The organism is Nocardioides sp. GY 10127 (genome assembly GCF_004919085.1).
Taxonomy (GTDB): Bacteria; Actinomycetota; Actinomycetes; order Propionibacteriales; family Nocardioidaceae; genus Nocardioides.
This window is the reverse complement of record NZ_STGL01000003.1, coordinates 217,996-241,775: the sequence shown is the minus strand read 5'-3', so window position 1 is coordinate 241,775 and position 23,780 is coordinate 217,996. Positions and strand designations below refer to the sequence as shown.

22 protein-coding genes are annotated in these 23,780 nt (G+C 73.8%); 15 read left to right on the top strand and 7 right to left on the bottom strand.

From position 1 onward, the window contains the following. Window positions 1-156: 156 nt before the first annotated feature. The 10 genes from E8D37_RS04820 (at window position 157) to E8D37_RS04775 (ending at window position 11,352) form a co-directional block, all read left to right on the top strand. Window positions 157-573 (top strand): TadE family protein, encoded by a 417-nt coding sequence (locus E8D37_RS04820; RefSeq protein WP_168929621.1) that lies wholly within the window; start codon window positions 157-159, stop codon window positions 571-573. Window position 574: 1 nt separating this feature from the next. Next, the gene (locus E8D37_RS20040; RefSeq protein WP_206055572.1) at window positions 575-2,239 is read left to right on the top strand and encodes a pilus assembly protein TadG-related protein; all 1,665 of its coding nucleotides are present in this window, start codon (window positions 575-577) and stop codon (window positions 2,237-2,239) included. Window positions 2,240-2,323: 84 nt separating this feature from the next. Beyond that, the gene (gene cpaB / locus E8D37_RS04810; protein ID WP_136568640.1) at window positions 2,324-3,100 is read left to right on the top strand and encodes a Flp pilus assembly protein CpaB; all 777 of its coding nucleotides are present in this window, start codon (window positions 2,324-2,326) and stop codon (window positions 3,098-3,100) included. Then, window positions 3,097-4,269, top strand: coding sequence for a P-loop NTPase (locus E8D37_RS04805; protein ID WP_136568639.1), 1,173 nt, complete (start codon window positions 3,097-3,099; stop codon window positions 4,267-4,269). The genes cpaB and E8D37_RS04805 overlap by 4 nt, the downstream gene beginning before the upstream one ends. Before the next feature lies 1 nt (window position 4,270). Further along, on the top strand, window positions 4,271-5,806 hold the full coding sequence (locus E8D37_RS04800; protein WP_136568638.1) for a CpaF family protein: 1,536 nt from the start codon (window positions 4,271-4,273) through the stop codon (window positions 5,804-5,806). Beyond that, entirely contained in the window at window positions 5,803-7,749 is a 1,947-nt protein-coding gene (locus E8D37_RS04795; protein WP_136568637.1) for a type II secretion system F family protein, read from the top strand. Before E8D37_RS04800 ends, E8D37_RS04795 begins: the two co-directional genes overlap by 4 nt. A 1-nt stretch (window position 7,750) precedes the next feature. Further along, on the top strand, window positions 7,751-8,683 hold the full coding sequence (locus tag E8D37_RS04790; RefSeq protein WP_136568636.1) for a type II secretion system F family protein: 933 nt from the start codon (window positions 7,751-7,753) through the stop codon (window positions 8,681-8,683). After that, a complete protein-coding gene (locus tag E8D37_RS04785; protein WP_136568635.1) occupies window positions 8,680-10,242 on the top strand; it encodes an ATP-binding protein in 1,563 nt (520 codons plus the stop codon). Before E8D37_RS04790 ends, E8D37_RS04785 begins: the two co-directional genes overlap by 4 nt. Next, complete coding sequence (locus tag E8D37_RS04780; RefSeq protein ID WP_136568634.1) at window positions 10,239-10,877, top strand: response regulator transcription factor; 639 nt, start codon at window positions 10,239-10,241, stop codon at window positions 10,875-10,877. The genes E8D37_RS04785 and E8D37_RS04780 overlap by 4 nt, the downstream gene beginning before the upstream one ends. Window positions 10,878-11,142: 265 nt before the next feature. Further along, on the top strand, window positions 11,143-11,352 hold the full coding sequence (locus E8D37_RS04775) for a Flp family type IVb pilin (RefSeq protein ID WP_206055571.1): 210 nt from the start codon (window positions 11,143-11,145) through the stop codon (window positions 11,350-11,352). Between the two features lie 298 nt (window positions 11,353-11,650). On the opposite strand, the gene E8D37_RS04770 is transcribed toward E8D37_RS04775, so the two are convergent. The 4 genes from E8D37_RS04770 to E8D37_RS04755 form a co-directional block, all read right to left on the bottom strand. Further along, window positions 11,651-12,070 carry a hotdog domain-containing protein gene (locus E8D37_RS04770; RefSeq protein WP_136568633.1) on the bottom strand — a complete coding sequence of 140 codons (420 nt, stop codon included), beginning with the start codon at window positions 12,068-12,070 and terminating at the stop codon, window positions 11,651-11,653. After that, the gene (locus tag E8D37_RS04765) at window positions 12,067-12,579 is read right to left on the bottom strand and encodes a GNAT family N-acetyltransferase (RefSeq protein ID WP_136568632.1); all 513 of its coding nucleotides are present in this window, start codon (window positions 12,577-12,579) and stop codon (window positions 12,067-12,069) included. The genes E8D37_RS04770 and E8D37_RS04765 overlap by 4 nt, the downstream gene beginning before the upstream one ends. Window positions 12,580-12,711: 132 nt before the next feature. Beyond that, window positions 12,712-14,415 carry an acetolactate synthase gene (locus E8D37_RS04760; RefSeq protein ID WP_136568631.1) on the bottom strand — a complete coding sequence of 568 codons (1,704 nt, stop codon included), beginning with the start codon at window positions 14,413-14,415 and terminating at the stop codon, window positions 12,712-12,714. Window positions 14,416-14,554: 139 nt separating this feature from the next. After that, complete coding sequence (locus E8D37_RS04755; protein ID WP_136568630.1) at window positions 14,555-15,403, bottom strand: DUF2785 domain-containing protein; 849 nt, start codon at window positions 15,401-15,403, stop codon at window positions 14,555-14,557. 238 nt (window positions 15,404-15,641) lie between these two features. Between E8D37_RS04755 and E8D37_RS04750 the strand changes: the two genes are divergently transcribed. Continuing rightward, the gene (locus E8D37_RS04750) at window positions 15,642-17,156 is read left to right on the top strand and encodes a PAS domain-containing sensor histidine kinase (protein ID WP_206055570.1); all 1,515 of its coding nucleotides are present in this window, start codon (window positions 15,642-15,644) and stop codon (window positions 17,154-17,156) included. Window positions 17,157-17,171: 15 nt separating this feature from the next. On the opposite strand, the gene E8D37_RS04745 is transcribed toward E8D37_RS04750, so the two are convergent. Further along, window positions 17,172-17,420 carry a WhiB family transcriptional regulator gene (locus E8D37_RS04745; RefSeq protein ID WP_136568628.1) on the bottom strand — a complete coding sequence of 83 codons (249 nt, stop codon included), beginning with the start codon at window positions 17,418-17,420 and terminating at the stop codon, window positions 17,172-17,174. A gap of 371 nt (window positions 17,421-17,791) precedes the next feature. Between E8D37_RS04745 and E8D37_RS04740 the strand changes: the two genes are divergently transcribed. Next, the gene (locus E8D37_RS04740) at window positions 17,792-18,220 is read left to right on the top strand and encodes a hypothetical protein (RefSeq protein WP_136568627.1); all 429 of its coding nucleotides are present in this window, start codon (window positions 17,792-17,794) and stop codon (window positions 18,218-18,220) included. Between the two features lie 20 nt (window positions 18,221-18,240). On the opposite strand, the gene E8D37_RS04735 is transcribed toward E8D37_RS04740, so the two are convergent. Continuing rightward, window positions 18,241-19,083 carry an RNA polymerase sigma factor SigF gene (locus E8D37_RS04735; protein WP_136568626.1) on the bottom strand — a complete coding sequence of 281 codons (843 nt, stop codon included), beginning with the start codon at window positions 19,081-19,083 and terminating at the stop codon, window positions 18,241-18,243. Window positions 19,084-19,086: 3 nt separating this feature from the next. Continuing rightward, the gene (locus E8D37_RS04730; protein WP_136568625.1) at window positions 19,087-19,497 is read right to left on the bottom strand and encodes an anti-sigma factor; all 411 of its coding nucleotides are present in this window, start codon (window positions 19,495-19,497) and stop codon (window positions 19,087-19,089) included. A gap of 707 nt (window positions 19,498-20,204) precedes the next feature. On the opposite strand from E8D37_RS04730, the gene E8D37_RS04725 reads away from it, so the two are divergent. The 3 genes from E8D37_RS04725 to E8D37_RS04715 are packed head-to-tail and all read left to right on the top strand — an operon-like array spanning window position 20,205 to window position 22,413. After that, window positions 20,205-20,534 (top strand): hypothetical protein, encoded by a 330-nt coding sequence (locus E8D37_RS04725; protein WP_136568624.1) that lies wholly within the window; start codon window positions 20,205-20,207, stop codon window positions 20,532-20,534. Further along, window positions 20,531-21,895 carry a hypothetical protein gene (locus E8D37_RS04720; protein ID WP_136568623.1) on the top strand — a complete coding sequence of 455 codons (1,365 nt, stop codon included), beginning with the start codon at window positions 20,531-20,533 and terminating at the stop codon, window positions 21,893-21,895. The genes E8D37_RS04725 and E8D37_RS04720 overlap by 4 nt, the downstream gene beginning before the upstream one ends. A gap of 26 nt (window positions 21,896-21,921) precedes the next feature. After that, a complete protein-coding gene (locus E8D37_RS04715; RefSeq protein ID WP_136568622.1) occupies window positions 21,922-22,413 on the top strand; it encodes a hypothetical protein in 492 nt (163 codons plus the stop codon). The last annotated feature ends 1,367 nt before the right edge of the window (window positions 22,414-23,780 follow it).

Below are 23,780 nucleotides of genomic sequence, written 5' to 3'. Positions count from 1 at the left end.
CTAGACTCGTTGGATCAGGCGTTCACTCAATTTGAGGTAAGCCTTCCGGGGGATTCCTCCGCGTTCCTGTGGATCGTCCGACTCTCGGCGACAGGAGGTTCCCGACGTCTCGGGGCCTCCGTCATGGGACTGGACGGGACGACAGGGAGGCCTGGCATGGCCATGCGCTGGAACGGGTCGGCACGCGGGGAGCGGGGTGCCTCGGCGGTCGAATTCGCCCTGGTGGTGCTGCCGCTGCTGGTGCTGGTCTTCGGCATCCTCCAGTTCAGCTTCTACTTCTGGGCCTGGCAGTCGGCCGGCAACGCCGCCCGCTCCGCCGCCCGGGTCGGGGCGGTGGACCCGTGCGACACCGCGGCCATCCGCACCGCCGCCACCCACGCCCTCGACGGCACGCCGACGGACAGCACGCCCACCGTGGCGGTCACGACCGCGAGCCCGGTGGAGGTCGGTGACGACCTCACCGTGAGCATCTCCTTCGAGACCGTCGACCTGGGCTTCTTCCCCTTCTTCGACCCGACCATCGACACCTCCGTGAGCTCGCGGATCGAGAACCTGCCGGCCGGGGGCTGCTGACGTGGGCCGGGCACCGATCGCCGAGCGCGACAGGGGCGAGCGCGGGGCGACCGCGATCCTCGTGGCGCTGCTCGCGGTCGTCCTCCTGGGGGCGGGCGCGTTCGCCGTCGACCTCGGCCAGGCGTACGCGAAGAAGTCGCTGCTGCAGAAGGACGTGGACGTCGCGGTGATGGCGGCCGCGGCCGAGCTCACGCAGGAGGACGGCTGCAATCCCGCGGTCGTCTCGACCGCGACCGACTACCTCACCCGCGCCGGCAACGCCGTGCCCGGCCAGTACGCGATCGACCTCGACGGCACCCCGGGCGACGCCGACGGCTACATCTCGTGCTCGGACTGGACGGTGCACCTGTGGGCGCCGCGCTCGAAGGTCGAGCTCGGCCTCGGGTCCGTGCTCACCGACGAGGACTCCTTCGACGTCGCCTCCTACGCCGCCGCGGCCGTCCGGTCGCCCGGCGGCACCGGCACCCTGCCGTTCTACGGCGTGCAGGGCTGCGACACCGGCGCCCAGACGATCCGCGACGACTCGGGCTCCTCCACGACCACGACCGCCACCCCGCCGTCCACGTTCAACCCGACGTCGGCGACCACGGGCAAGGCGACCATCAGCGCGATCACGCCGACCAGCACGCCCGAGGACACGCTCTCGCTGACGATCACCGTCACCGGCAACCAGCTGACGAACCTCAAGGGCGTGGGCTTCACCAGCGCCGCCGGCAGCCCCGAGCACTACGTGGTGACGGTGACCCCGCCGACCAGCAACAGCACCAAGACGATCACGGTCCTCGTGCCGAGCCAGGTGCTCGACGCGGTGGGCACCTGGTGGGTACGCCTGGAGGACACGTCGGGCAACTGGTCCTCCGCCGCTTCCGCGCAGGCACTCCAGGTCGGCGAGGACCGGCTCTACTGCGACGACTCCAACGAGGGCAACTTCGGGACCATCGACATCCCTCGCACCGACGGCAACGCCTCGACGTGGCTGCCGCTCAACATGATCTACGGAGTCCAGCCGACGCTCGCCATCCACCCGGCACCGAACGGCGAGTGCGGCGGCGACCCGAGCCCCACGGTGGAGTCGACGAAGGCGCCGCCGGTCGACGGCACCAACTGCCTGGCCAGCGAGCCCGGCCTCAAGATCGACGCCACCAACTCGGGCATGGTGACCGGCGTCGGCAGCGCCAAGGGGCGGCTCGACGCCGACTCCACGGCCGACTACAGCCGCAACGGCTCCAGCAGCCGCACGCCCGGCACGGTCAAGGACACGAACCTCAACGACGACCTGCTCACCTGCTTCATCACCAACGGCGCGAGCATCAACGACCTGGTGTCGGGCACCGGGACGGGGGCCCACGCCCTCTCTGCGGACATCTTCGCCTCGCCGCGGTTCTTCTGGATCCCGATCGTCGAGAGCGACCCGTCCAACGGCAAGAAGTCGTGGCCGATCATCGCCTTCCGACCCGGCTTCCTCACCGACCAGTCGCTCAGCGCCACCAACGCCGCTCCCGGCACGATCTCCCCGCTCGACGGGATCGACGCCGACTCCTCGGGGATCAGGGCGCTGCACGTCGTCCTCTTCTCCGAGGACGCCCTGCCGGAGACGGCCGCGGCCACCGGCGACGAGATCGACTACCGCGGCTCCGGCACCCGGGTCATCGCCCTCGTCGGCTGACCGGCCGCCCGCACCCACCTCCCCGATCGCCCCGATCACCCCCTGACCGCCCCGGCCCCGGCCGGACCGAGAGAAGGACTTCCCATGGCACGACGCAGCATCCTCCTGGGCGTGGCGTTCCTCATCGCCGCGTTCGGCACGACCCTCGTCGTGCTCTACGTGCAGGGCATCGAGGCCCGCGCCACCGCCGGCCAGGACCTCGTGGAGGTCCTCGTCGCCACCGACACGATCGACGTGGGCGAGAGCGTCTCGGACGCGCAGGACGCCGGCAAGCTCGAGAAGACGCAGGTGCTGCGCGACGACCTCGTCGACGGCGCCCTGGTCTCCACGGCCAGCATCGAGGGCGAGGTGGCGCTCGGCACCGTCTACCCGGGCCAGCAGATCCTCGCGGCGCAGTTCGGCGACGTCGCGGACGCCTCCACGCTGGAGATCCCCGAGGGCACGATGGCGATCTCGGTGGAGCTGAGCGACCCGGCCCGCGTGGCGGGCTTCGTCGAGCCGGGCTCCGACGTCGTCATCTTCGCCTCGGCCGACCCCGAGATCTACAAGCGGGACGGCACCACCCGGAAGCTCTCGCCCTACACCGGCCTGCTCCTGCCGAAGGTCGAGGTGATCGGCGTCGGCACGACGTCGGTGACCTCCCGGACGACCACCGACGAGGACGGCCAGCAGACCACCGAGGAGGTGCCGCGGACCATCCTCACCATCGCGGTCACCCAGGAGCAGGCGGAGAAGGTCATCTACGCGGCCCGCAACGGGGACCTCTCCTTCGCGCTGCGCACCGACGACACCGACGCCACCGAGGACGACGGCGTCACCGCCACCGACGTCCTCCCGGGCGCGTTCGGGGCGCGGTCATGACGCTGCTGGTGGAGGACGACGAGGCGCTGGCCGCGCGGCTGGCCTCGACGCTGGCCGGCTGCTCGGTGGTGGCGGACGTCGACCAGGTGCCCGCCCACCTCGCCGCGCACGGCTGGGAGACGGTGGTCGTGATCGGCCCGTCGGTGGCGCTGCTCGAGGCGACCGCCCTGGCGGAGGCGCAGCGCGTCGAGCGGCCGTGGGTCGGGGCGGTGCTGCTCCGGGAGTCGGTCGACACCCACGTCCTGGCGCGGGCGCTCGACGCCGGCGTCCGCTCCGTCGTGGACGTCGCGGACGAGCCCGCGCTGGTCACCGCTGTCGAGCGGGCCCGCACCCTGGGCACGGCCCTCGCCCCGCCGGTGGAGAAGGCCGGCCGCGGCGGCCACGTCGTCACGGTCTTCTCGCTCAAGGGCGGGGTCGGCAAGAGCCTGGTCGCCACCAACGTGGCCAGCGCGCTCGCCGACCGCGGGCGCCGCGTGTGCCTCGTCGACCTCGACGTGACCTGCGGGGACGTCGCGCTCATGCTGCGCCTGACCCCGACGGCGACGCTGGCCGACCTGCCGCGGCTCGGCGTGATCGACCTGCCGGGCGTGCAGTCGCTGCTCACCCGCTGCGAGGAGCGGCTCAGCGTGCTGGCCGCCCCGCTGCGGCCCGGCGAGACCGTGCCGGCCGACCAGCTGGGCGAGGTGCTCGACCTGCTCACCTCGGAGTTCGACGTCGTGGTGGTCGACACCGCGGGCACGTTCGACGACCACACGCTGGCCGCCCTCGACCACGCCGACCAGCTGCTGCTCGTCGGCACCGCCGACATCCCGTCGCTGAAGTCGCTCAAGGTCGCGCTGAGCACGCTCGACCTGCTCGACCTGACCCGGCAGCGCCGCAGCCTCGTGCTCAACCGCATCGAGCCGCGGGTGGCCCTGGGCACCTCCGAGATCGAGGAGACGCTCGGGATGCCCGTGACGGTCTCGCTGCCCGCCGACCGCGAGGTCGTGGCGACGCTGAACCGCACCGAGACGCTGGTCCGCACCCGCCCGGGCAACCCGGTGACCAAGGGGCTGACCCGCCTGGCCGCGCTCGTGGACGACGCGCTGGCCGCCGCCGGGGGCGCCACCCCGGCCAGCAGGACCGAGCACCGCGGTGGGCGGCGCCGGATGCGCAGGAAGGTGAGCTGACATGTCCCTGGCAGACCGACTCCAGGCGGCCCGCGGTGCCCGCGAGGCCCAGACGTCCGCCGGCACGCCCGGCACGCCCGGCCTCACGACCCCGGGCCACTCCGCTCCCGGCTCCTCCGACGCCTCGGCGGGCGACCTGCACGCCGCCGCCGCGCCCGGCCACCCCTCGAGCCACTCCTCCGCGCCCACCGCCACCGGCCGCGCCGGTGCGGTGGCCGGCACGGCGACGAGTCCGCGCACCGCGCGGCTCGCGGCCGGGCCCGACCCGGTGGCCGAGCTCAAGCGCCAGGTCCACTCCCAGCTCGTGGCCTCGCTCGGCCCGAAGCTCTACGACGCGGCGCTGAGCGCCGAGGACCTCGAGGCCCAGGTGCGCTCGGCCCTCTCGGCGGCCGTCGACGCCGCGGACCGGCCCATGTCGGGCCGCGAGCGCAGCCGCATCACCCAGGAGATCGCGGACGACATCCTCGGCTACGGCCCGCTCCAGCCGCTGCTCGACGACCCCGACCTCACCGAGGTCATGGTCAACTCCGCCCAGGACATCTGGGTCGAGCGCGACGGCCGGCTCCAGCGGGTCGACGCGACCTTCACCGACGAGGCGCACCTGCGCCGCACGATCGACAAGATCGTGGCGCGCGTGGGCCGCCGCGTCGACGAGTCCAGCCCGATGGTCGACGCCCGCCTGCCCGACGGCAGCCGCGTCAACGCCGTCATCCCGCCGCTGGTGCTCGACGGCTCGACGCTCACCATCCGCAAGTTCGCCCCGGACCCGTACACCGCCGACGACCTGGTCGGCTTCGGCACCCTCACGACCGAGGGCGCCGAGCTGCTCGGCGCCTGCGTCCGGGGGCGGCTGAACATCCTCGTCTCCGGCGGCACGGGCGCGGGCAAGACGACCACCCTCAACGTCCTCTCCTCCTACCTGCCGGACGACGAGCGGATCGTCACGATCGAGGACGCCGCCGAGCTCCGGCTCATGCAGGAGCACGTCATCCGGATGGAGGCCCGCCCGGCCAACATCGAGGGCCGGGGCGCGGTGACGATCCGCGACCTGGTCCGCAACGCCCTGCGCATGCGGCCCGACCGCATCGTCGTCGGCGAGATCCGCGACGCCGCCGCGCTCGACATGCTCCAGGCGATGAACACCGGCCACGACGGCTCGCTCTCGACCGTCCACGCCAACAGCCCGCGCGACGCGCTCGCCCGCGTCGAGACGATGGTGATGATGGCGGGCCTGGACCTGCCGGTCCGCGCCATCCGCGAGCAGGTGGCCAGCGCCATCGACGTCATCGTCCAGCAGCGCCGGCTCAAGGACGGCAGCCGCCGGATCACCTCCATCACCGAGGTGGTCGGCATGGAGGGCGACGTCGTCACGCTCCAGGAGGTCTTCGCCTTCGACCACTCCGCCGGCTTCGACGAGCACGGTCGCTCGCGCGGCCGGCTGCGCGCCACCGGCCTGCGGCCGCGGTTCCTCGAGACGCTGTCGGACTCCGGCGTCCGCGTGGACCCGGCGCTGTTCCTCACCCGGGGTGGGGCGTGAGCGGCCACCCGTCGCGCCGCTCCGCGCGCGCCGGCGTCGCCCTCGGTGCCGTCGCGCTCGGGCTCGTGGCGCTCGCCGTCGTGGTGGGGCCGCTGGCCTCCGCCGCGCAGGGCGACGACGCCACGGACGGTGCGGGCACCGCGCTCGACATCTCCTACGTGCAGACCGCGGCCGACGGCCGTGTCTCGGTGCTGCTCGACCTCGGCGCCGAGCAGGCGGGTCCGCTGGACGACGTGGAGGTGACGGTCGACGGCGAGCCCGTCGACGCCGACGTCAGCCAGGTGAGCGGCGGGGTGGACCGGACGATCGTCCTGGCCCTCGACACGAGCCGCAGCATGGCCGGCGCCCGGATCGCCGCGGCCCGCGAGGCCGTCGGCGCGTTCCTCGACACCGTCCCGGACGACGTGGCGGTCGGCCTGGTCTCGTTCGCCGGCAGCGTGGAGGAGACGGTGGCCCCGACGACGGACCGCGACGTCGTGCGCGACGCCGTCGACGGCCTCACGCTCTCGACCGGCACCCGCCTCTACGACGGGGTCGTGGCCGCCGCGGACGCGGCCGGCACCGACGGCGCCCGCTCGGTGCTCCTGCTCTCCGACGGCCGGGACACCGGCGCGCGGACGGGCGGCGAGCACGACCTCACCGGGGCCGTCGCCGCGGTGCAGGACGCCGGCGTCGGGCTCGACGCGGTGGCGCTCGACCAGTCCCCGGCCGACCTCGCGAAGGTATCGGCCCTCGTGGACGCCGCCTCCGGCACCCTCGTCGACGCGGACGGCACCCAGGCGCTCGCCGACGCCTTCGAGGCGCGGGCCGACGCGCTGGGCCGCCAGCTGCTCGTCACGTTCGCCCGCCCGGACGACCTGAGCGACCTCTCGCAGGTGCAGCTCACCGTGAGCGCGACCGCCGGCGACCTCGCGGTCGGCGACGGAGCCCTCGTGGACCTGCGCGCCGCGGACGACGGCCTGGCCGGCGCCGTGCTTCCCGCCGGCCGCTCGTTGGTCACGGGGGTGGGCTTCGCGCTCGGCGCGGGCGCCCTCCTGCTCGGCCTGTTCCTCCTGCTGGTCCTCGTGCTCGGCCGCAGCCGCGGCCCGAGCGCGGCGCAGCGCACGGTCGCCCGGTACCTGGGCGAGACGCCGCTGACCGCGGAGCGCCCGGACCTGCGGGGCTCGGCAGTGGCGGTCGCCGACCGCTTCGTCCAGAAGGACGCCGGGGTCCGGCTCGGTCAGCGGCTCTCGGGCGCGGGCATCGCGATGACGCCGGGGGAGTGGCTGCTGCTGTATGCCGGCATCGCCGTCGGCGCCGGCTTCCTGGGTCTCGTCCTCGGCGGGCTGCCGATGATGCTCCTCCTGCTCCTGCTCGGCGCCGCCGCGCCCTACCTCTTCCTGCGGCTCCGGCACGGACGCCGGCTGGCGGCGTTCGGGGCGCAGCTGCCCGAGACGCTCACCATGATCGCGGGCGGCCTCTCCGCCGGGCTCTCGGTGCCGCAGGCGATCGACACGGTGGTCCGCGAGGGCGCCGATCCCATGGCCGGCGAGCTGCGCCGGGCCCTGGCCGAGCACCGGCTCGGCATCCCGGTCGAGGACGCCCTCGAGGACGTCGGCGAGCGGATGGCGAGCGAGGACTTCGCCTGGGTCGTCATGGCGATCCGCATCCAGCGGGAGGTCGGCGGCAACCTCGCCGAGCTGCTCGACACCGTCGCCGGCACCCTGCGCGAGCGGGAGTACCTGCGCCGCCAGGTGCGGACGCTCAGCGCCGAGGGCCGGCTCTCCGCATGGATCCTCAGTGTCTTGCCGGTGCTGATGCTCGCCTACCTGATGATCACCAATCGCGAGTACGCGTCGTTCTTCTACACGTCGATGTGGGGTGTCGCGACGTTGGCGCTCTCCGCAGCCCTGCTGGCGCTGGGCGTCCTCGTCATGTCCCGACTGGTCAAGGTGGAGGTCTGAGATGGACGGCTCCCTGCTCCTGCTCCTCGGTGCCGGAGCTCTGCTCCTCGCCGGCACCCTCGCGCTCGGCGTGCTGGCGGTCGCCGGCCAGCAGCGCGCGGCCCTCGGCCGCTCGCTCGCCGCGGTCCGCGCCTTCGACGCGGCCCCCGCGGCCGTCCGGGCCGAGGTCGAGCAGCCGTTCTCCGAGCGGGTGCTGGCCCCGCTCGCCGGGCGGCTGGTCGGCATCGGCCGACGGCTCGTGCGCGCGGACGCCGCCGAGCGCCTCCAGCGGCGTCTCGACATCGCCGGCAACCCCGAGGGCTGGGACGTGCCCCGGGTCCTCGGCTCCAAGGTCCTGGCGATGGGCGTGCTCGGCGCGCTCACGCTCGTCTGGTGCCTGGCCGCGGGCCAGTCGCCGCTCGTGCTCCTCGGTGCCACGGCCGCGCTCGCCGGCTTCGGCTGGGTGCTGCCCGACCTCCTGCTCTACAACGCCGGCCTCAAGCGCGAGGAGACCATGCAGCGGGCGCTGCCGGACGCGGTCGACCTCCTCACCATCTCTGTGGAGGCGGGCCTCGGCTTCGACGCGGCGATGCAGCGGGTGGCGGAGAAGACGCGCGGGCCGCTCGCGGGCGAGCTCACCCGGTTCCTCCAGGAGAGCCAGCTCGGCCTCGGCCGCACCGAGGCGATCCGGGCGATGGCGGAGCGCACGACGCTCGCCGACCTGCGCTCGTTCTGCCTCGCGATGGTGCAGGCCGACGAGCTCGGCGTGCCGCTCGGCAAGGTCCTGCGGGTCCAGAGCACCGAGATGCGGACGCGGCGGCGGCAGCGGGCGGAGGAGAAGGCGCAGAAGGTGCCGGTGAAGATCATGATCCCGCTGGTGCTCATGATCCTCCCGAGCCTCTTCGTCATCGTGATGGGCCCCGCCGTCTTCCGGATCGTCGGGATCTTCTCGTGAGGCGGCCGCTGTCGGCCCCGGTCGACGCCGAGACCCGGGCGTGGCGCACGACCACCGCCGTCCGGGTGTTCGTCCTGGCGCTGGCCACTGGGCAGGTGCTCGCGTCCGCCCGGCCGGCGGGCGACGCCCTGGGGCTGCTGTCGATGGCGCTGCTCGTGGGGGCGGCCTGCGTGGCGGACCTTCCGTCGGCCCGGCTCAAGGCCCCCTGGCCGGCCCCGCTCGAGGGGCTGGCCGTCGCCCTCACCGTGGGGCTGGCCGCCGCAGCGCCGCTCGCGGTTCTGTTGGCGCTGCCCGGCACGGTGGCCGGAGTGAGGCGCGGTTCGCGTGCCGCTGTGTTGGCCTCGGCGGGCGCCGTCCTCGGTGCGTTGTTGGGCGGCTTGGCAACGGGCACGCCGGCGTGGGACGCCGGCGCGGTCTGGCTCGTCGTGGGTCTCGGGGCCGGGCTCCTCGGGGCGGCGCTGGCCGCGGGGCAGCGGACGGCGGCCGAGGACGCGCAGCCGCACCTCGCGGCCCGGCACCTGCTCGGCCAGCTCCGCGAGCTCGTGGAGCACGACCGGGTCGACCTCGACGTCGAGCGCCGGGCCGAGGCGATCCTGGCACTGGCCTCGTCGCTCCTGGGCGTCGACCGCGGCGCCGTGCTCGTTGCCCGCGATGGCGCGCTTCAGACGCGCGCCGAGCGGGGGGCGCCCCTGCGCGGCGCCGCGGCCCTGGCGGGCGCTGCGGTGGCCGGTGCCGCGGCCGTCGCCGCACCGGACGCCGTGGCGCTGCCGCTGCTCGCGGGGGACGGCGCGTACGGCGCGGTCGTCCTGCCCGTGTCGCGGGCGGTCCCCGCACGGGACCTCGCGGCGCTCACGGAGGCGCTGGCCCTGCCGGCACTCCGGCTGGACACCGCGCTGCTCGTCGACCGGGCCCGCAGCGGCGCGAGCGGCGCCGAACGGCGCCGGCTGGCGCGCGACCTGCACGACGGGCTGGCCCAGCGCGTGGTGGCTCTGGGCTACCTCGCCGACGAGCTCGTGGAGGACGGCGAGGGGCCCGCTCGGGAGACCGCGGTGCTGCTGCGCGACGAGGTCGACGGGCTCGTGCTCGAGCTGCGGCGGGCGGTGCACGACCTGCGGGGCGAGGAGACGGGTGGGCTGGGGCCGGCGCTCGAGTCCCGGCTGGCGGAGACCCTGGCCGGGCCCGGCTCGCCCCGGCTCGACCTGCGGCTGACGGAGTCGGGCCCGCGGCTCGACCCGGCGGAGGAGGACGACGTGCTCAGGGTGGCCGTCGAGGCGGTGGGCAACGCCCGTCGGCACGCCCGCGCCGGCGTCGTGCGGGTGCGGTTGGAGCGCACCGGGCGCGACCTCCTGGTGGAGATCGCCGACGACGGGGACGGCGGCGCCCGGCCGCGCGGCGGTCACTACGGGCTGCACACGATGCGCGAGCGGGCCGAGCGGTTGGGAGGGAGTCTGACCGTCGACAGCCCGGCGGGCGGCGGCACGCGGGTGATGCTGACACGCCGTGCCGCCGACCCGGACCGGGCCGTCCCGGGGAACGCCAGGGAGGTGGCGGCGCGATGAGCCTGCGCGTCCTGCTCGTGGACGACCACGAGCTCATCCGGTCCGGCCTCACCCGCGCCTTCGAGCGCGCCGGCGGCTGGGAGGTGGTGGGTGAGGCGTCCTCGGTCGCCGAGGGGCTCCACGCCGCGGCGGCGCTGCGGCCCGACGTGGTGGTCACCGACCTCCAGCTGCCCGACGGCACCGGGATCGACGTGGTGCGTGCGCTGCGGGCCGGGAGCGAGGAGGTGGGGCTCGTCGTGCTCACGATGCACGTCGCGGACGCCCAGGTGCTCGCGGCGATGGAGGCCGGGGCCTCGGCCTTCCTGGGCAAGGAGACCCGCGGCGGCGACGTCGTGGCCGCCGCGGCCCAGGCCGCGCGTGACCCCGAGGGGTTCGTCTCGCCGCGCCTGGCGGGCGCGGTGCGGCGGCGGGCGGCCACGGGCGCCACGCGGCTCACCGACCGCGAGACCGACGTGCTGCGCTGCGTCGCGGAGGGGCTCGGCACCGCGGACATCGCGGCGCGGCTCTACCTGGGGGAGTCGACGGTGAAGACGCACCTCAACCGGATCTTCCGCAAGCTCGAGGTCCGCAACCGCACGCAGGCGCTGGCCGCCGCCCACCGGGCCGGCCTGCTGCTCGACGGGGTGGCGCCCTAGGGGCTGTCTCGTGCGCCACCACTGGCGATCCCTACGACGGGGCCGTCCTCCACCGGAGGGCGGCCCCGTCGTCGTTCTTGACTGTCGGTGGGCTCGCGGTCACGTGGGACTAGTCCGTTCGGGCTACACCGCGGGGTGGACCCGGACGTGCCCCCGAGGTGGACGCCGGAGGGGTGCTGCGGGCAGGAGGCTTGTCCTACAACGACGGGCCCACGGGGGGCTCGGGGCCGGCGCCCGGCGCGGCCCGCAGACGAAAGGGACCACCATGATCGAGAAGCTCCAGTTCATGTTCTTCATGCTCACCGGCGACCTGCGCGACGCCGCCGAGCGCCGCTCCGACCGCGGCGCCACCGCTGTCGAGTACGGCCTGCTCGTGGCCTTCATCGCGCTCATCGTCGTTGGTGGCGTGACGCTCTTCGGCCAGGCCCTCAGCGGGTTCTTCTCGGACCTCGCGACGGCTATCGGCGGTTGGTGAAAGCCCCCGGTGACAGGACGAACCCCCCGGGCCGCTGGCTCGGGGGGTTCGTCGCGTCTGAGACGTCGTCGCTCAGGAGTTGGGGCGCTTGCCGTGGTTCGCGCCCTTCTTCCGGCGAGCGCGGCGCTTGCGGCCGGTCTTGCCCATGGTTACCTCCGGGGTGTGCTTCGGTGCGGCCCCTCCCGGGGACCAACGAACACGTGAGTTTCCCATCCCCGCCCCGCCCGGGGCAAAACGACCCCCGGCAGCGCCGATCAGCCAGGCCGTGAACGAGCCGACGAGAGCCGACCAAGGCAGGTCAGAGCCGACCGAGGAACCGCTCGGCGTCGACGACGACCCGGGTCACCTCGCCGGTCGCGAGCACGGCACCGGGCTTGCCGACGGGGGAGTCGGCGGCGTGCCGCGCCTGGACGGCGAACCGCAGCAGCCGCCCGTCGCGGTGGGTCAGCGTCGCGGTCACCTCGACGGCCGCCCCCACCGGGCTGGCGGCCCGGTGCTCGAGCTCGACGCGGGTGCCGACCGTCGTCCGCCCCTCCTCCAGCAGGGGCGCCGCGGCGGCGCACGTCGCGGCCTCGCACCACGCGAGCACCACGGGCGTCCCGAGCACGGGAAGCGAGCCCGACCCGACGGCGGCCGCGGTGTCGGCCTCGGTCACGCTCCGCACGAGCGTCGCGGAGGGAGGCGAGGAGGAGGGGGTGGAGGTCGGACCGGTGCTCACAGAGCCCTCCTGAAGACGACGAGCGGGACGGCGGGCAGGGGAGCCCAGTCCCGCTCCGGGACCCGGACGAAGCCGTGCCGGGCGTAGAGCCGGTGGGCGGTGTGCATGCTCGGCAGGGAGGACAGCACGACGGCCTCGTCGCCCGCCTCGCGGCTGCGCTCGAGGACCTTCTCCACCAGCGCCGAGCCCACGCCCTGCCCCTGGACGCCCGGCGCGACGGCCAGCATCCGGAACTCGCCCTCGCCGTCTCGGGCGATCTCGCGCCAGGGCGAGCCGGGCGGGCACACCGTGACGCTCCCGACGACCTCGCCGGTGCCGTCCCCCTGGCCCTCGGTCGCAGCCACGTCCAGCGTCGCCACCCACAGCTCCGCGTCGCGGGCCCGGGCGGCGGTGTCCCGCAGCTTCGCCACGTAGGGGTCGGCCGGGCCGAGCGTGAAGGGCCGGTAGGCGGCCTCGGTCACGTCGGCGACGTCGACCAGGTCGTCGTCGCCCGCCAGCCTGACCTGCACGTGCTCCTCCTCGTGTCGCGTGGGCGGCCGCACCGCTCTCGCACCGCAGCCGCACCGGGTGGCGCACGGTCGCGGCACGCCACGCGGCGATCCTGGCAGACCGGTCAACCCGCGCCGGGCCACCCGGCCCCGTCATACCCCGTACGTGGCCCGCGGGTAGGCGGCGTTCACGTCGGTGACGACGTTGACCAGGTACGGCACCCCGGAGGCGAACGCCCGGTCCAGCGCCGCGCCGATCTCGCCCGGCTGTGTCACCGTCTCCCCGCCGCCGCCCAGCGCCCGCACGACGCCGTCGTAGGAGGTGTGCGGCGAGAGGTCCGCGACCACGTCGTAGCCGTAGATCATCTGCATCGGCCCCTTCTCCAGGCCCCACGCGGCGTTGTTGCCCATCACCATCACCACCGGCAGCCCGTGGCGCACCATCGTGTCGACGTCCATGAGCGAGAAGCCGGCCGCGCCGTCGCCCAGCAGCAGCACGACCTGAGACGACGGCCGCGCGATCCGCGCCGCGATGGCGGCACCCGGCCCCGCGCCCAGGCACCCGTACGGGCCCGGGTCGAGCCAGCAGCCGGGCCGCTTCGGCTCCACGAGCTTGCCGGCGAACGAGACGAAGTCGCCGCCGTCGCCGATCACCACCGCGTCGTCGTCGAGCCGGCGGTTGAGCTCGCCGTAGATGCGACCAGGGTGCACCGGAGCCGCGTCCGAGTCGAGGATGGTCCGGTCGGACTCCACCACGGCCGCCACCCCGGCGGCGAGCTCGGCGGCCCAGTCGGCCCACCGGCGTCCCTCGCCCACCAGCGGCTGCGCGGAGGCCAGGACGCCGTCCAGGCACGCCGTGAGGTCGCCGGCCAGCGAGGCCGCGAGCTCCGCGTGCCCGGCGACCTGCCCGGGCGAGTCGGCCACGTGCACGACGCGGGCGGGCGTCGTGGGGTTGCCCTCGGCGTCCGGCTTGCCGCCGAACGTGCCGTAGCCGAGCCGGAAGTCGAGCGGGGTGCCCACCACGACGACGAGGTCGGCCCGGGCCAGCGCCCGGCTGCGGGCCTTGGTGACCAGGAGCGGGTGCCCGCCGGGCACCACCCCGCGGGCCATGCCGTTGGTGATGGTCGGCAGCCCCATCGAGGTGACCAGCCGCAGCGCGGCCTCCTCGGCGCGGTCGGCCCACACGTCCGTGCCGAGCACGAGCACGGGCCGCTCCGCCCCGGCCAGGAGCCGCGCGACCCGCCCCACGGCCTCGGGGTCCGGGTCCTCCCCGCGCGGGCGCACGGGCGTGGGCACGGGGCCGGCGGCCGGGGCGTAGAGCTCGTCCATGGGGACGTCGACGAAGACCGGCCCGCGGTGCGGCGAGGCGGCGGTGGTGAAGGCGGCGTCCACGCCGCCGAGCACGTCGTCGCGGCCGTGCAGCGTGCGGGCGTCCTTCGTGACCGAGGCGAGCACGGGCGGGTGGTCGAGCTCCTGGAGCGAGCCGGTGCCCCACCGGGAGGCCGGCGCGCGGCCGCCGAGGACGACCATGGGGGAGCCGGCGAAGTGCGCCTGCGCCAGCGTCGAGACGGCGTTGGTGACGCCGGGCCCGGCGGTGAGCACCGCGAAGCCGGGGGTGCGGGTGAGCTTGCCGGTGGCCTCGGCGGCGAACGCGGCCGTCTGCTCGTGCCGGACGTCGAGGAGCCGCATCGGCGGGTCCGCGGTGACCGCGGCGTCGTAGAGCGGGAACACGTGCGCCCCCGACAGCGTGAACAGCGTCTCCACCCCGTGGGCCCGGGCCGCGGCCAGGGCGGCGGTGCCCGCGTGGCCGTCGACGGTCCCGGACGGGGCGGCGGCTGTGTCCTGCGTCTCAGTCATGCCGGGCACCCTACTCACGAGTAGCCAGCAGGGCGAGGGTCTGCGACGCCCGGTCGTGCGCCGGTCGCAGGCTCACCCGCGCCGGGCGAGGGCGGGGCGCTGCTGGGCCAGGGCCCGGGTGGGGGAAGGCGCCGGTGGCTCAGTGGTGGCCGGCGGGCGCGAGCGAGAAGTTGGTGCGGCGCAGGGCGTCGACGAGGACCAGCAGGAGGTCCGAGCGGGTCTGCGGCGGCCGGGGGCCGACGGCGAGCAGCAGGTACAGCGACCGGAGGAACGCCTGGGCGTTGCCGGTGACGAGGTAGGGGTCGTCGGCGGTCGAGCGCTCGGAGTCGGCGTGCGCGGCGAGCCGGTTCACCCAGGGCTCGAGGACGCCGACGGGCACGAGCTCGCGGCGCAGCACCGAGACGACGGACATCGCGAGGCGGTCGGTCTCGCCGTGCACCCAGAGGTGGTCGACGGGCGCGAGGACGCGGTCGGCGACGACGTCCAGGAGCACCGTGAGCTCCGGCGCGCTCAGGTGCGGCGAGCGGGCGAGGGTGCCGATGGCGTCCGCGCCGTGGGCCACCGCGTGCGCCCAGCCCTTGCCCGGTACGAGACCCCGGGTGTCGCGCTCGCGCAGGAGCCAGGTGGCGATCCGGTCGCCCCACTCCAGCACCTTGCCGCCGAGCACGAGCGGGCGCCGGTTGTCGCGGGCGATGCACGCGCCCAGCACGAGCGCGGAGAAAGAGCGGCGGAAGACGGTGTCGGTGCCGTTCTCGCCGAGGCCGATCGTCAGGCCGGCGGCCATGCCGTCGCCGAGGCCGGGGAGGAGGTCGTCGTAGACGCCCCGCTGCACCCAGGTGCCGAGCGTGGGCAGGGCGAGTCCGTCGCGTCGAGCGGGGTCGGCGTCCCCCAGCATGCGTGTGAGCTCTGCGGTGAGATCGGCGAGCGGACGGTCCGTGGGGACCGCCAGGTCGTCGGCCAGCACCTGCTCCCAGTAGGACCCCGACATGGGCGCCATCCTGACAGACGCGGGCCTCCCGATCACCCCGTGGGGTGGGTACGTCGGGGGCCTCCAGCCGCGTCCGCGGAGAACCCACAGGCCAGGGCCGGGGTGGGTCGCGCAACCGGCGCGCAAACGGCCCGCAACGGGTGCAGAACGGGCACGCGACCGGCCCGCGACCGGCGCCCCCGGGCCGGGATGCCGGGCCGACGGCCAGGGCGGCCACGGCCGGGCCTACGCTGCCTCCGTGCCCTCCCTGAGCGAGCTGGTCCGCAGCCACACCGACCTGACCGCGGACGACCAGGCCTGGCTCCAGCTGCTCATGGCGGACTGGCAGATCATCGCCGACCTCTCCTTCGCCGACCTCGTGCTGTGGCTGCCCGACCGCGAGGGGCGCGGCTTCTGGGCGGCCGGGCAGATGCGCCCGACGACCGCCCCCACCGCCTACGTGGACGACATCGTGGGGACGTTCGTGCCCGCCGGTCGGCGTCCGCTGCTCGACGCCGCCTGGCACCAGCAGCGGCTCGTCCGCGAGGGCGACCCCGAGTGGCGCGACGACGTGCCGGTCCGGGTCGAGACCATCCCGGTGCGCCACGACGGCCGCGTCATCGCCGTCGTCGCTCGCAGCACCAACCTGCTCGGCGTCCGCACGCCCTCACGGCTGGAGCTCTCCTACCTCCAGAGCGCCGCCGACCTCACGCAGATGATCGCGTTGGGCCACTTCCCGGCGCCGGGCCAGCGCAGCGACCACGCCGACACCCCACGGGTGGGGGACGGGTTCGTGCGCGTCGACCGCGAGGGTCACGTCGTCTACGCCAGCCCCAACGCGCAGTCGGTCTTCACCCGGCTCGGCTTCTCCGCGGACCTGTCGGACACGCGCCTGGTCGACGTGACCCGGGAGCTGGTGCCGCCGCGCCGGCGCCCCGACGAGGAGACGTTCTCCGCCGTCCTCGGTGGGCGCGTCCACCGCGACCTGGAGTTCGCCACCGAGGGGGTGGCGATCATCGCCCGCTGCATCCCCCTGCGTCCCTCGGGGGAGCGCATCGGGGCCCTCGTGCTGGTCCGCGACGTCACCGACCTGCGCCGCCGCGACCGCGAGCTCATCACCAAGGACGCCACCATCCGGGAGATCCACCACCGGGTGAAGAACAACCTCCAGACCGTGGCCGCGCTGCTGCGGCTCCAGGCCCGCCGCATCGACAACGCCGAGGCGAAGGGCGCGCTGGAGGAGGCCGTCCGTCGGGTCGGCTCGATCGCGATCGTCCACGAGACGCTCAGCCAGGCCGTCGAGGAGGACGTCGAGTTCGACGAGATCGCCGACCGGCTCTGCCAGATGGTCACCGAGGTGTCCGCGACGGCCGGCCCGGTGCGCGTGCGCCGCACGGGGTCCTTCGGTCGGCTCCCGTCCGAGACCGCCACCGCCCTGGCGATGGTGATCACCGAGATCCTGCAGAACGCCGTGGAGCACGGCTACCCGCAGGTGGAGGCCGACGGCGGGGCCACGGAGGACTCGCCGGCACCCGTCGTGGACGGGCACATCTCCCTCACGGTGCGCCCGCTGGGCGGGCGACTGCGCGTCACGATCGACGACGACGGACGCGGCCTGCCGGAAGGGTTCGACCTCGACGGCTCGACGAACCTCGGCCTGTCGATCGTGCGGACGCTGGTGGAGTCGGAGCTGGGCGGCGCGCTCGAGATGGGGCGCCGCCCCGACGGGGACGGCCCGGGGACCCGGGTCGTCGTGGACGTGCCGGTCGACTGAGCGCCCGGCCCCGCGTCAGGCGGTGCGGCGGCCCCGGGCGTTGCGCCGCTTCAGCGCGCGGCGCTCGTCCTCGGAGAGGCCACCCCAGACACCGTGGTCCTGGCCGGCGTCGAGCGCCCACTGGAGGCACTGCTCGCGGACGTCGCACCGGCGGCAGACCTGCTTGGCCTCCTCGACCTGGAGGACGGCCGGACCGGTGTTGCCGATGGGGAAGAAGAGCTCGGGGTCCTCGTCCAGGCATGCGGAGCGACTGCGCCAGTCCATGGCAGGGCTTTCCCTCTTTCTGATGATCGTGCAGGCCAGGGGCGACAGGGCCTGCGAGGCTCGAGCGGTGGGCACAGCAACGTGTGCGCGTCGGCAGCGAGCGCAGCGTTTAGATTGACAATGATCCGGCCGTGACACAAGTCCCTTGCCGTCCAAGGTTTCGTCGGTTGCGTCACAGCGATGTCACGCGGGTGTCACACGCAGGCCACGACGGCCGGTGTTCCCTGACGGTCCGGATGAGGCCCGTTCGGGCAGGTCAGCAACCCCGTAGGGGGTGTTCCGGGCAGGAGGGCCGTGACCTTGCGGTGACCTTTCGCCGGTGCGGCGCGGGTCACGTCGGGCGGGCGGGACGGGGAGCCTAGGGTGAGCACGTGAACGACCGTCCCACGCCCGACCCCGCCCGGTCCGCCACCCGCAGGGGTGGCTGGCTCTACCTGGCCGCCCTCGCCGGCGCCGTCGAAGGGGTGGTGCTCCTGGTCCTCGGTGTGCTGGAGGCGCTCAGCACCAGCGGGGACCGGTTGGAGCTCGGCGTGAGCACCACGGTCTTCTTCGTGGGCGCGGGCCTCGTCGTGCTCGCCTGCACGGCCGCGCTGCTGCGGGGCCGCGCGTGGGGGCGCAACCCGCTCGTCTTCGTCCAGGCGCTGACGCTGCTGATGGCCTGGAGCCTGCGCGACGTGGAGGCGGTCGCCGCCGCGCTCGTGGTGCTCGGCGCCGCCGGGCTCGCCGGCCTGTTGCACCCCTCGACGCGTGCCTACCTGGGCGTGCGCTCGAGCGGCGCGGGGGAGGCCGGGGAGGGCTGAGGCGCCCTCCCGGCCGCCGGTCAGACCGCGTCGTCGGCCAGCGACTCCCGCAGGTGCGTGAGCGTGCGGTTGAGCAGGCGCGAGACGTGCATCTGGGAGACGCCGATCTCGGCGGCGATCTGCGACTGCGTCATGTTCCGGAAGAACCGCAGGAGCAGGATCTTCTTCTCCCGCGGGTCCAGCTGGTCCAGGAGCGGCTTCAGGGACTCGCGCACCTCGACCTGGGCGATGTTGACGTCCTCCTCGCCCAGGGCGTCCAGCATGCTGGGGGCGCCGTCCTCGGTGTCGTCCCCGGCGTCCAGCGAGAGCGTGGAGTAGGCGTTCGAGGACTCGATGCCCTCGACGATCTCCTCGACCGAGCAGTCGAGGTGGGTGGCGAGCTCCGAGGCCGTGGGGGAGCGGCCGAGGTCCTGCGTGAGCTCGGCGGTCGCCGTCCCGATCTGCATGCGCAGCTCCTGGAGCCGGCGCGGGACGCGGATGGCCCAGCCCTTGTCGCGGAAGTAGCGCTTGATCTCGCCGATGATGGTCGGCGTCGCGTACGTGGAGAACTCCACGCCGCGGTCGGTGTCGAAGCGGTCCACCGACTTGATGAGGCCGATGGTGCCGACCTGCACGAGGTCCTCGAACGGCTCGCCGCGGTTGCGGAAGCGTCGGGCGCAGTGCTCGACGAGGGGCAGGTGCAGCTGCACGAGCTCGTCGCGGACGGTGTCGCGCTCGGCCTGCGAGGCGTCGGGGTCGAGCAGGCGGGCGAAGAGCGCGGCGCTGCGCCGACGTGTGGCCTCGATGCCCGCGCGGCGCTCGTCCGTCTCCCCGGTGGCGTCGACGGCGTCACCGAGGCTGTCGTGCCCGGCCGTGGCCACCACGGCTCAGCTCCCGCCCAGCGGCGTCGAGGTCGACACCAGGGTGACGACGAAGCGTCCGTCCTGCGTGGCGACCGTCGCGTCCGCCAGGGTGGTGAGGACCTGCCAGGCGAAGGAGTCGTAGTCGGGGGGAGCCGGCTGGGTCGCGTCCACGCCGATCTGGACGACCAGGCGGCCGGGGGCCAGCCGGAAGCTGCCGGTCATGTCGGAGACCTCGTCGGCCTCCGGGAGCACCATCGCGCAGGCCTCGCCGACGGCGATCCGCAGGTCCTCGATGTCCTCGATGGTGAAGTCCAGCCGCGCGGCCAGGCCGGCCGTCAGCGTGCGGAGGACGGCGACGTACGCCCCGTCGGCGGGGACGCGGATGTCCACGTCCGCCGGGTTCTCCTGGCCGGTGGGGTGACCGGGCAGCGACATGGGCATCGTCCTTCTCTCTGCGGCGCTCCGGGGGGAGGGCCGTCTCGTGGCGTCGACCCTAGATCGGTCAGGGGTCATCGGTCGTGCTCGGGGCCCTGGTCGGGGCGGCCCCGCAGGCCGGGTCGGCGTCGCGTGGGTGCCGGTACCCCGTCGGCGGTCGACTCAAACAGCGGGCCGGGACCGGTCCGGACCGGTGCGGCGTCCCTCCGGCAGGAACGACGACGCCGCCCGCGGGGCGAGCCCCGGGGCGGCGTGCGGTGCCCGTCCGGCGTCCACCGGGCGGGCGAGGTGCGGGAGGAGGCCTCAGGCCTTCTTGGTCTCCATGTAATCCCGCCTTGTCAGGTCTTGTCAGTGGATGCCACTGCAGACGCCTGAACTGGGTCTTTTCCGCGCTGGGCGACCGGATGTTGTCAGTAAGCGCCGGTAGTTCTGCGGACTCTGTGCGGACTCGAGGACCCCCGCCCGCCCCGCTTTGCGACCTCACCCAGCTCCTGCGACAAGACCAGAAGGAGGTGTCCGCCTAGACGCCGCGCAACAGGTACCAGGGCCGGCCTGCCGAAGCCGGTCCCGTTCGACCCCGACGTCCGCCTCAGACGGGCTGACGCCGGCGACGCAGCAGAGTGCAACTGTCGCGTCCTCGTTCGAAACGAATCGGCCCCGCAGGAGCTGCAACTCCCCGGGGCCCCGTTCCCTCGAAAGGGAAAGCAATGTCTGAGTCAGAACGTACTACCCCTGCGCCCAAGAGCGCCAGCACCATCCCGCAGATCCTTTGCCCGTCGTGGTGCGAGCGCACCCAACTCGAGCACGCTGTCGAGCTCCTGCGCGGCGACTGGGACGGCCGCGTCATCCACCAGAGCCGCACCGTCGGCGACGGCTGGATGCTGTCTTCGGTGACGTGGCCCGACGGCACTCCGGACCCGGACGACGACCTCGACGACGTGGTGGTCATGTGCCCCGACTCGTCGACCGTCCCGGTCGTCGAGCTCGCCGAGATCGCCTGGTCGCTGCTCGCTCTCACGATGGAGGCGGGCGCATGAGCCGGCTGCTGAACCGTGAGGACGCCGCGGGCTACGTGGACCTCACCACCGTCGAGTTCGACCACCTCGTCTCCGCCGGCCTGCTGCGCCCGATCCCGATCACGGACGGACACTGCCTCTTCGACCTCCGGGACCTGAACGCTGTTGACCGCGAGCAGGCGCAGCGGCTCGCCCGAGCGGCCGTCGCCGGTGGGCAGGTCGATGCCGGCGACCTGGACGCGCTCGACGGGAAGGGCATGCAGATCCTGCAGACCCCTGACCCCGAGGGTGTTCGTCCGACGGACACCCTCGTGGCTGCGGTGGCGTCGGCCGAGGAGCAGGCGCGGCAGGCGCACGAGTCAGGTCGCTGCTCGGAGGGCGAGTGGTCCTGCTCGCACTGCGAGGCCGCGGCGAGCAGGTCGGATGATGGTCCCGGCATGGCCGGGCCGTCGTCGGAGGTCACGGCAGCGAGTACGGACGCCGCAGGACCGACGCGCGGGGGTACGCAGATTGTGAGTACCCCCGACGAGCCGCGGGGTCCCCAGACTGTGGGGGCCCCTGGCGAAGGGAGTGTCCACAGTGTCGAGGTGCAGGGCCACACCAGCGAAGCCGACGGCCCGGCCGGGACGTACCGGAGAGAGGTGGTGACGTGGTCGACCGGCCTGGACGGGGAGAGCACGCCGTCGGCCGCGGCCGAGGTCGCCCGGGCCCTCGAGGCGGCCGTCGAGTACGCCGCAGCGCACAAGAGGTTCGACGGGCCCACCGGCGCCCGAGGTGTTACCCGGGGTAACACCTCGGGCGAGGACCTGTCGACCAGCTCAGGTGTCAAGAGCTTTACAACTGCGCCCGACGCGGGACATGCACCCGAGGACCGCTTCCTCAGCGTCATGGACGCAGCCGACTGGGTCGGCCTCGACACCGCGAGACTTCGCCAGATGATCTCCACCGGCGCCGTGCAGACGAGGAAGGTCGGTGACCGGTTGCTGGTCGACCTCGGGACCATGCCGCAGCACCTGCACGGGACGGTGCCGGCCGGCTTCGCCTGCCCGTCGTGGTGTTCGCAGGGCGTGCAGGGGCACCAGCAGGCCCTGGACGAAGGAAACCCGTGGGAGGACGCGCGCGAGCACTCCTCCACCGACTACGGCGCTCTGATCGACGACGGCAGCGGATCGGGTGAGGGTGGCTTGTACCGGCTGCAGGTCCACGGCACCCCGGTCGCCGACCACGGCGGAGTCCGCGACCCCCGCATCGAGGTCGAGGTCGGCACCCTGATCGGGCAGGGGCTGGGCACGCGGAGCATGGACCTGTGGCTCACGACCGGGCAGGCGCGGGTGCTGGCTGCTCAGCTGCTGCGGCTGGCTGACAGCGTGGACCTGGGGTGACCCCGCAGCCGAGGCAGACTGAGCGCGTGGAGTCCAAAATGACCGTCGCGGTCCATGAGATCGGCCACGCATGGGCCTACACGAGTGCTGGCCTGCGCCTGAGGTACGCGACCATTCGGCCGCGCGATGCGCGACTGACCGGGGTCTGCCGCCCGTGGAAGCCGAGGGAGGTTGCCTGGGACACTTACGCATGGATCGGGGCTGCTGGGCCGATTGCGGAGGCGGTGTACACCTTCAACAGTGAGCCCGACGAGTTCGACTTCGAGGATCATCTGACCGCGGCCGTACTCACTGGGGGGTGCGACGATTACGAGGTAGCGGGTCACATGTTGGACGCTGCAGACGTGATCGAGGCGCTGCGGGATCAGCTGACGCAATCCTGGTCGGCGATTCTCTCGACAGCCGAGCGGCTCCTGGAGGTTGGCACCCTGACGGGGGTCGAGCTGTGGACCGGCCTCACGCCGGCCGCCGGCCGGGGCAACGTTGCTTACGTTAAGGGGCGACGGCCGGCCCAGTAGGCCGCGCTACGCGATGTCTGGCCTGGCATGCCTGACGGTGGTTCCCCACCGCGGGCGTGCCGGGCCAGGATCACTTCGACGTCATGCTCGGTGTATCGGACGACGCGTCCGAACGCGCGGTGAGGCCAGTCGTAGCGGCGGCGCCACAGCGTCACCTGCTCGACGGTCACGCTGAGGACGCTCGCTAGGTCATCGTCGGTCAGCAGCGGCTCCATGGACTCTGAGTCTCCGGGGTGGGGTACGCGAGGCGTACCCCACCCTTCCGATCGTCGTCGACGACGGGGTGCGCCAGGCGCACCCCATGTCGTGCTCGCTCAACGTCGAGGGGTGTCCACAGTGTGGAGACCCCTAAGCGGTGCTGACCGCATCTGTGGGGTGCGTCTGGCTGAGCGGCGCAGACCCAGGTAGAGCCCCTTGGGACCGCGCCCGGGCCCGAGTGCACGGGGGATGAGAGCACTCGGGCGGCCGGGGCGGCCTCTCGAGAACATGGGGTACCCGAGGGCAGGGATCCTAGCGGCTGGCACCACTCCGCCGCAGGAGGTGCGGTTGATCCTTGGGCGATCCTCAGAAACTGGGTGCCCGGTCGCCGGCGTTGGGGGGCGTCGACGGCCGGGCCGTGCTTCGCGGGTACAGGGGGACGCCCGCGAAACTTCGGTGACGCTAGACCTAGCCGTGGCTCTGGCGGCCGAGATCGGCTGACCCTTCACAACTCCCACACGCCGGGGGCTGGAAGGGGCGGCCCTGTGAGCCTGGGCAAGGTGCCAGACCCACAGGACGCCCCCCTTAGATGCGGCTCGCGCTGCGTCAAGGTCTCGGGTCCTGCCGCAGCGCGAGCCGCAGAACACGACTGTACGGGCTTGTCAGGTCGGGAGGGGCAGAAATTGATCATCATCCGTGGTGGGTGGGGCGGTTGGTGACGGCTGTCCACTGATGGGCAGGATGGGGTGCGTCCGCGGTCCGACCGTCTCCGTCACCGGCGGCGACAGATGTTCACGGCAGCGGGGTGCAGCGTCGACGGCAGCGGGGGGCAGCGTCGACCGAGTGTCGGTAGCACGTGATCGAGCGGCGGCTGGACTGGTCCTGGACCGCCCCCCGGACGTTGCCCGCCGGTACACCTCCGAGGACGTCTACCAGCGGCCGCGGGCATCATGGTCTGGACGGCCCCCGGTCGAGCCATGGAGGCGTGCTGGCACACAACATCGGCCGCGACGAAGACGAGCCCGTCGTCGACACCGACAGGTTCACCGTCTCCCCGGCCGGCGGCGACACGGCTCAGGTCGAGAGGCGTCCGCGGGCCCAGTAGATCCCGCTGGCCCACAGCCTCCAGCCCAGTGCTCCCCTAGCAGTGGTGGGGTGTCCCAATCGGG

Excerpts from the sequence above, each read along its gene's own strand:
- cpaB (WP_136568640.1), top strand. The coding sequence starts at position 2,324 with ATGGCACGACGCAGCATCCTCCTGGGCGTGGCGTTCCTCATCGCCGCG.
- E8D37_RS04730 (WP_136568625.1), bottom strand. The coding sequence starts at position 19,497 with ATGTCGCTGCCCGGTCACCCCACCGGCCAGGAGAACCCGGCGGACGTG.
- E8D37_RS04755 (WP_136568630.1), bottom strand. The coding sequence starts at position 15,403 with ATGTCGGGGTCCTACTGGGAGCAGGTGCTGGCCGACGACCTGGCGGTC.
- E8D37_RS04820 (WP_168929621.1), top strand. The coding sequence starts at position 157 with ATGGCCATGCGCTGGAACGGGTCGGCACGCGGGGAGCGGGGTGCCTCG.
- E8D37_RS04745 (WP_136568628.1), bottom strand. The coding sequence starts at position 17,420 with ATGGACTGGCGCAGTCGCTCCGCATGCCTGGACGAGGACCCCGAGCTC.
- E8D37_RS04760 (WP_136568631.1), bottom strand. The coding sequence starts at position 14,415 with ATGACTGAGACGCAGGACACAGCCGCCGCCCCGTCCGGGACCGTCGAC.
- E8D37_RS04720 (WP_136568623.1), top strand. The coding sequence starts at position 20,531 with ATGAGCCGGCTGCTGAACCGTGAGGACGCCGCGGGCTACGTGGACCTC.
- E8D37_RS04775 (WP_206055571.1), top strand. The coding sequence starts at position 11,143 with ATGATCGAGAAGCTCCAGTTCATGTTCTTCATGCTCACCGGCGACCTG.
- E8D37_RS04790 (WP_136568636.1), top strand. The coding sequence starts at position 7,751 with ATGGACGGCTCCCTGCTCCTGCTCCTCGGTGCCGGAGCTCTGCTCCTC.
- E8D37_RS04780 (WP_136568634.1), top strand. The coding sequence starts at position 10,239 with ATGAGCCTGCGCGTCCTGCTCGTGGACGACCACGAGCTCATCCGGTCC.
- E8D37_RS04805 (WP_136568639.1), top strand. The coding sequence starts at position 3,097 with ATGACGCTGCTGGTGGAGGACGACGAGGCGCTGGCCGCGCGGCTGGCC.
- E8D37_RS04725 (WP_136568624.1), top strand. The coding sequence starts at position 20,205 with ATGTCTGAGTCAGAACGTACTACCCCTGCGCCCAAGAGCGCCAGCACC.
- E8D37_RS04800 (WP_136568638.1), top strand. The coding sequence starts at position 4,271 with ATGTCCCTGGCAGACCGACTCCAGGCGGCCCGCGGTGCCCGCGAGGCC.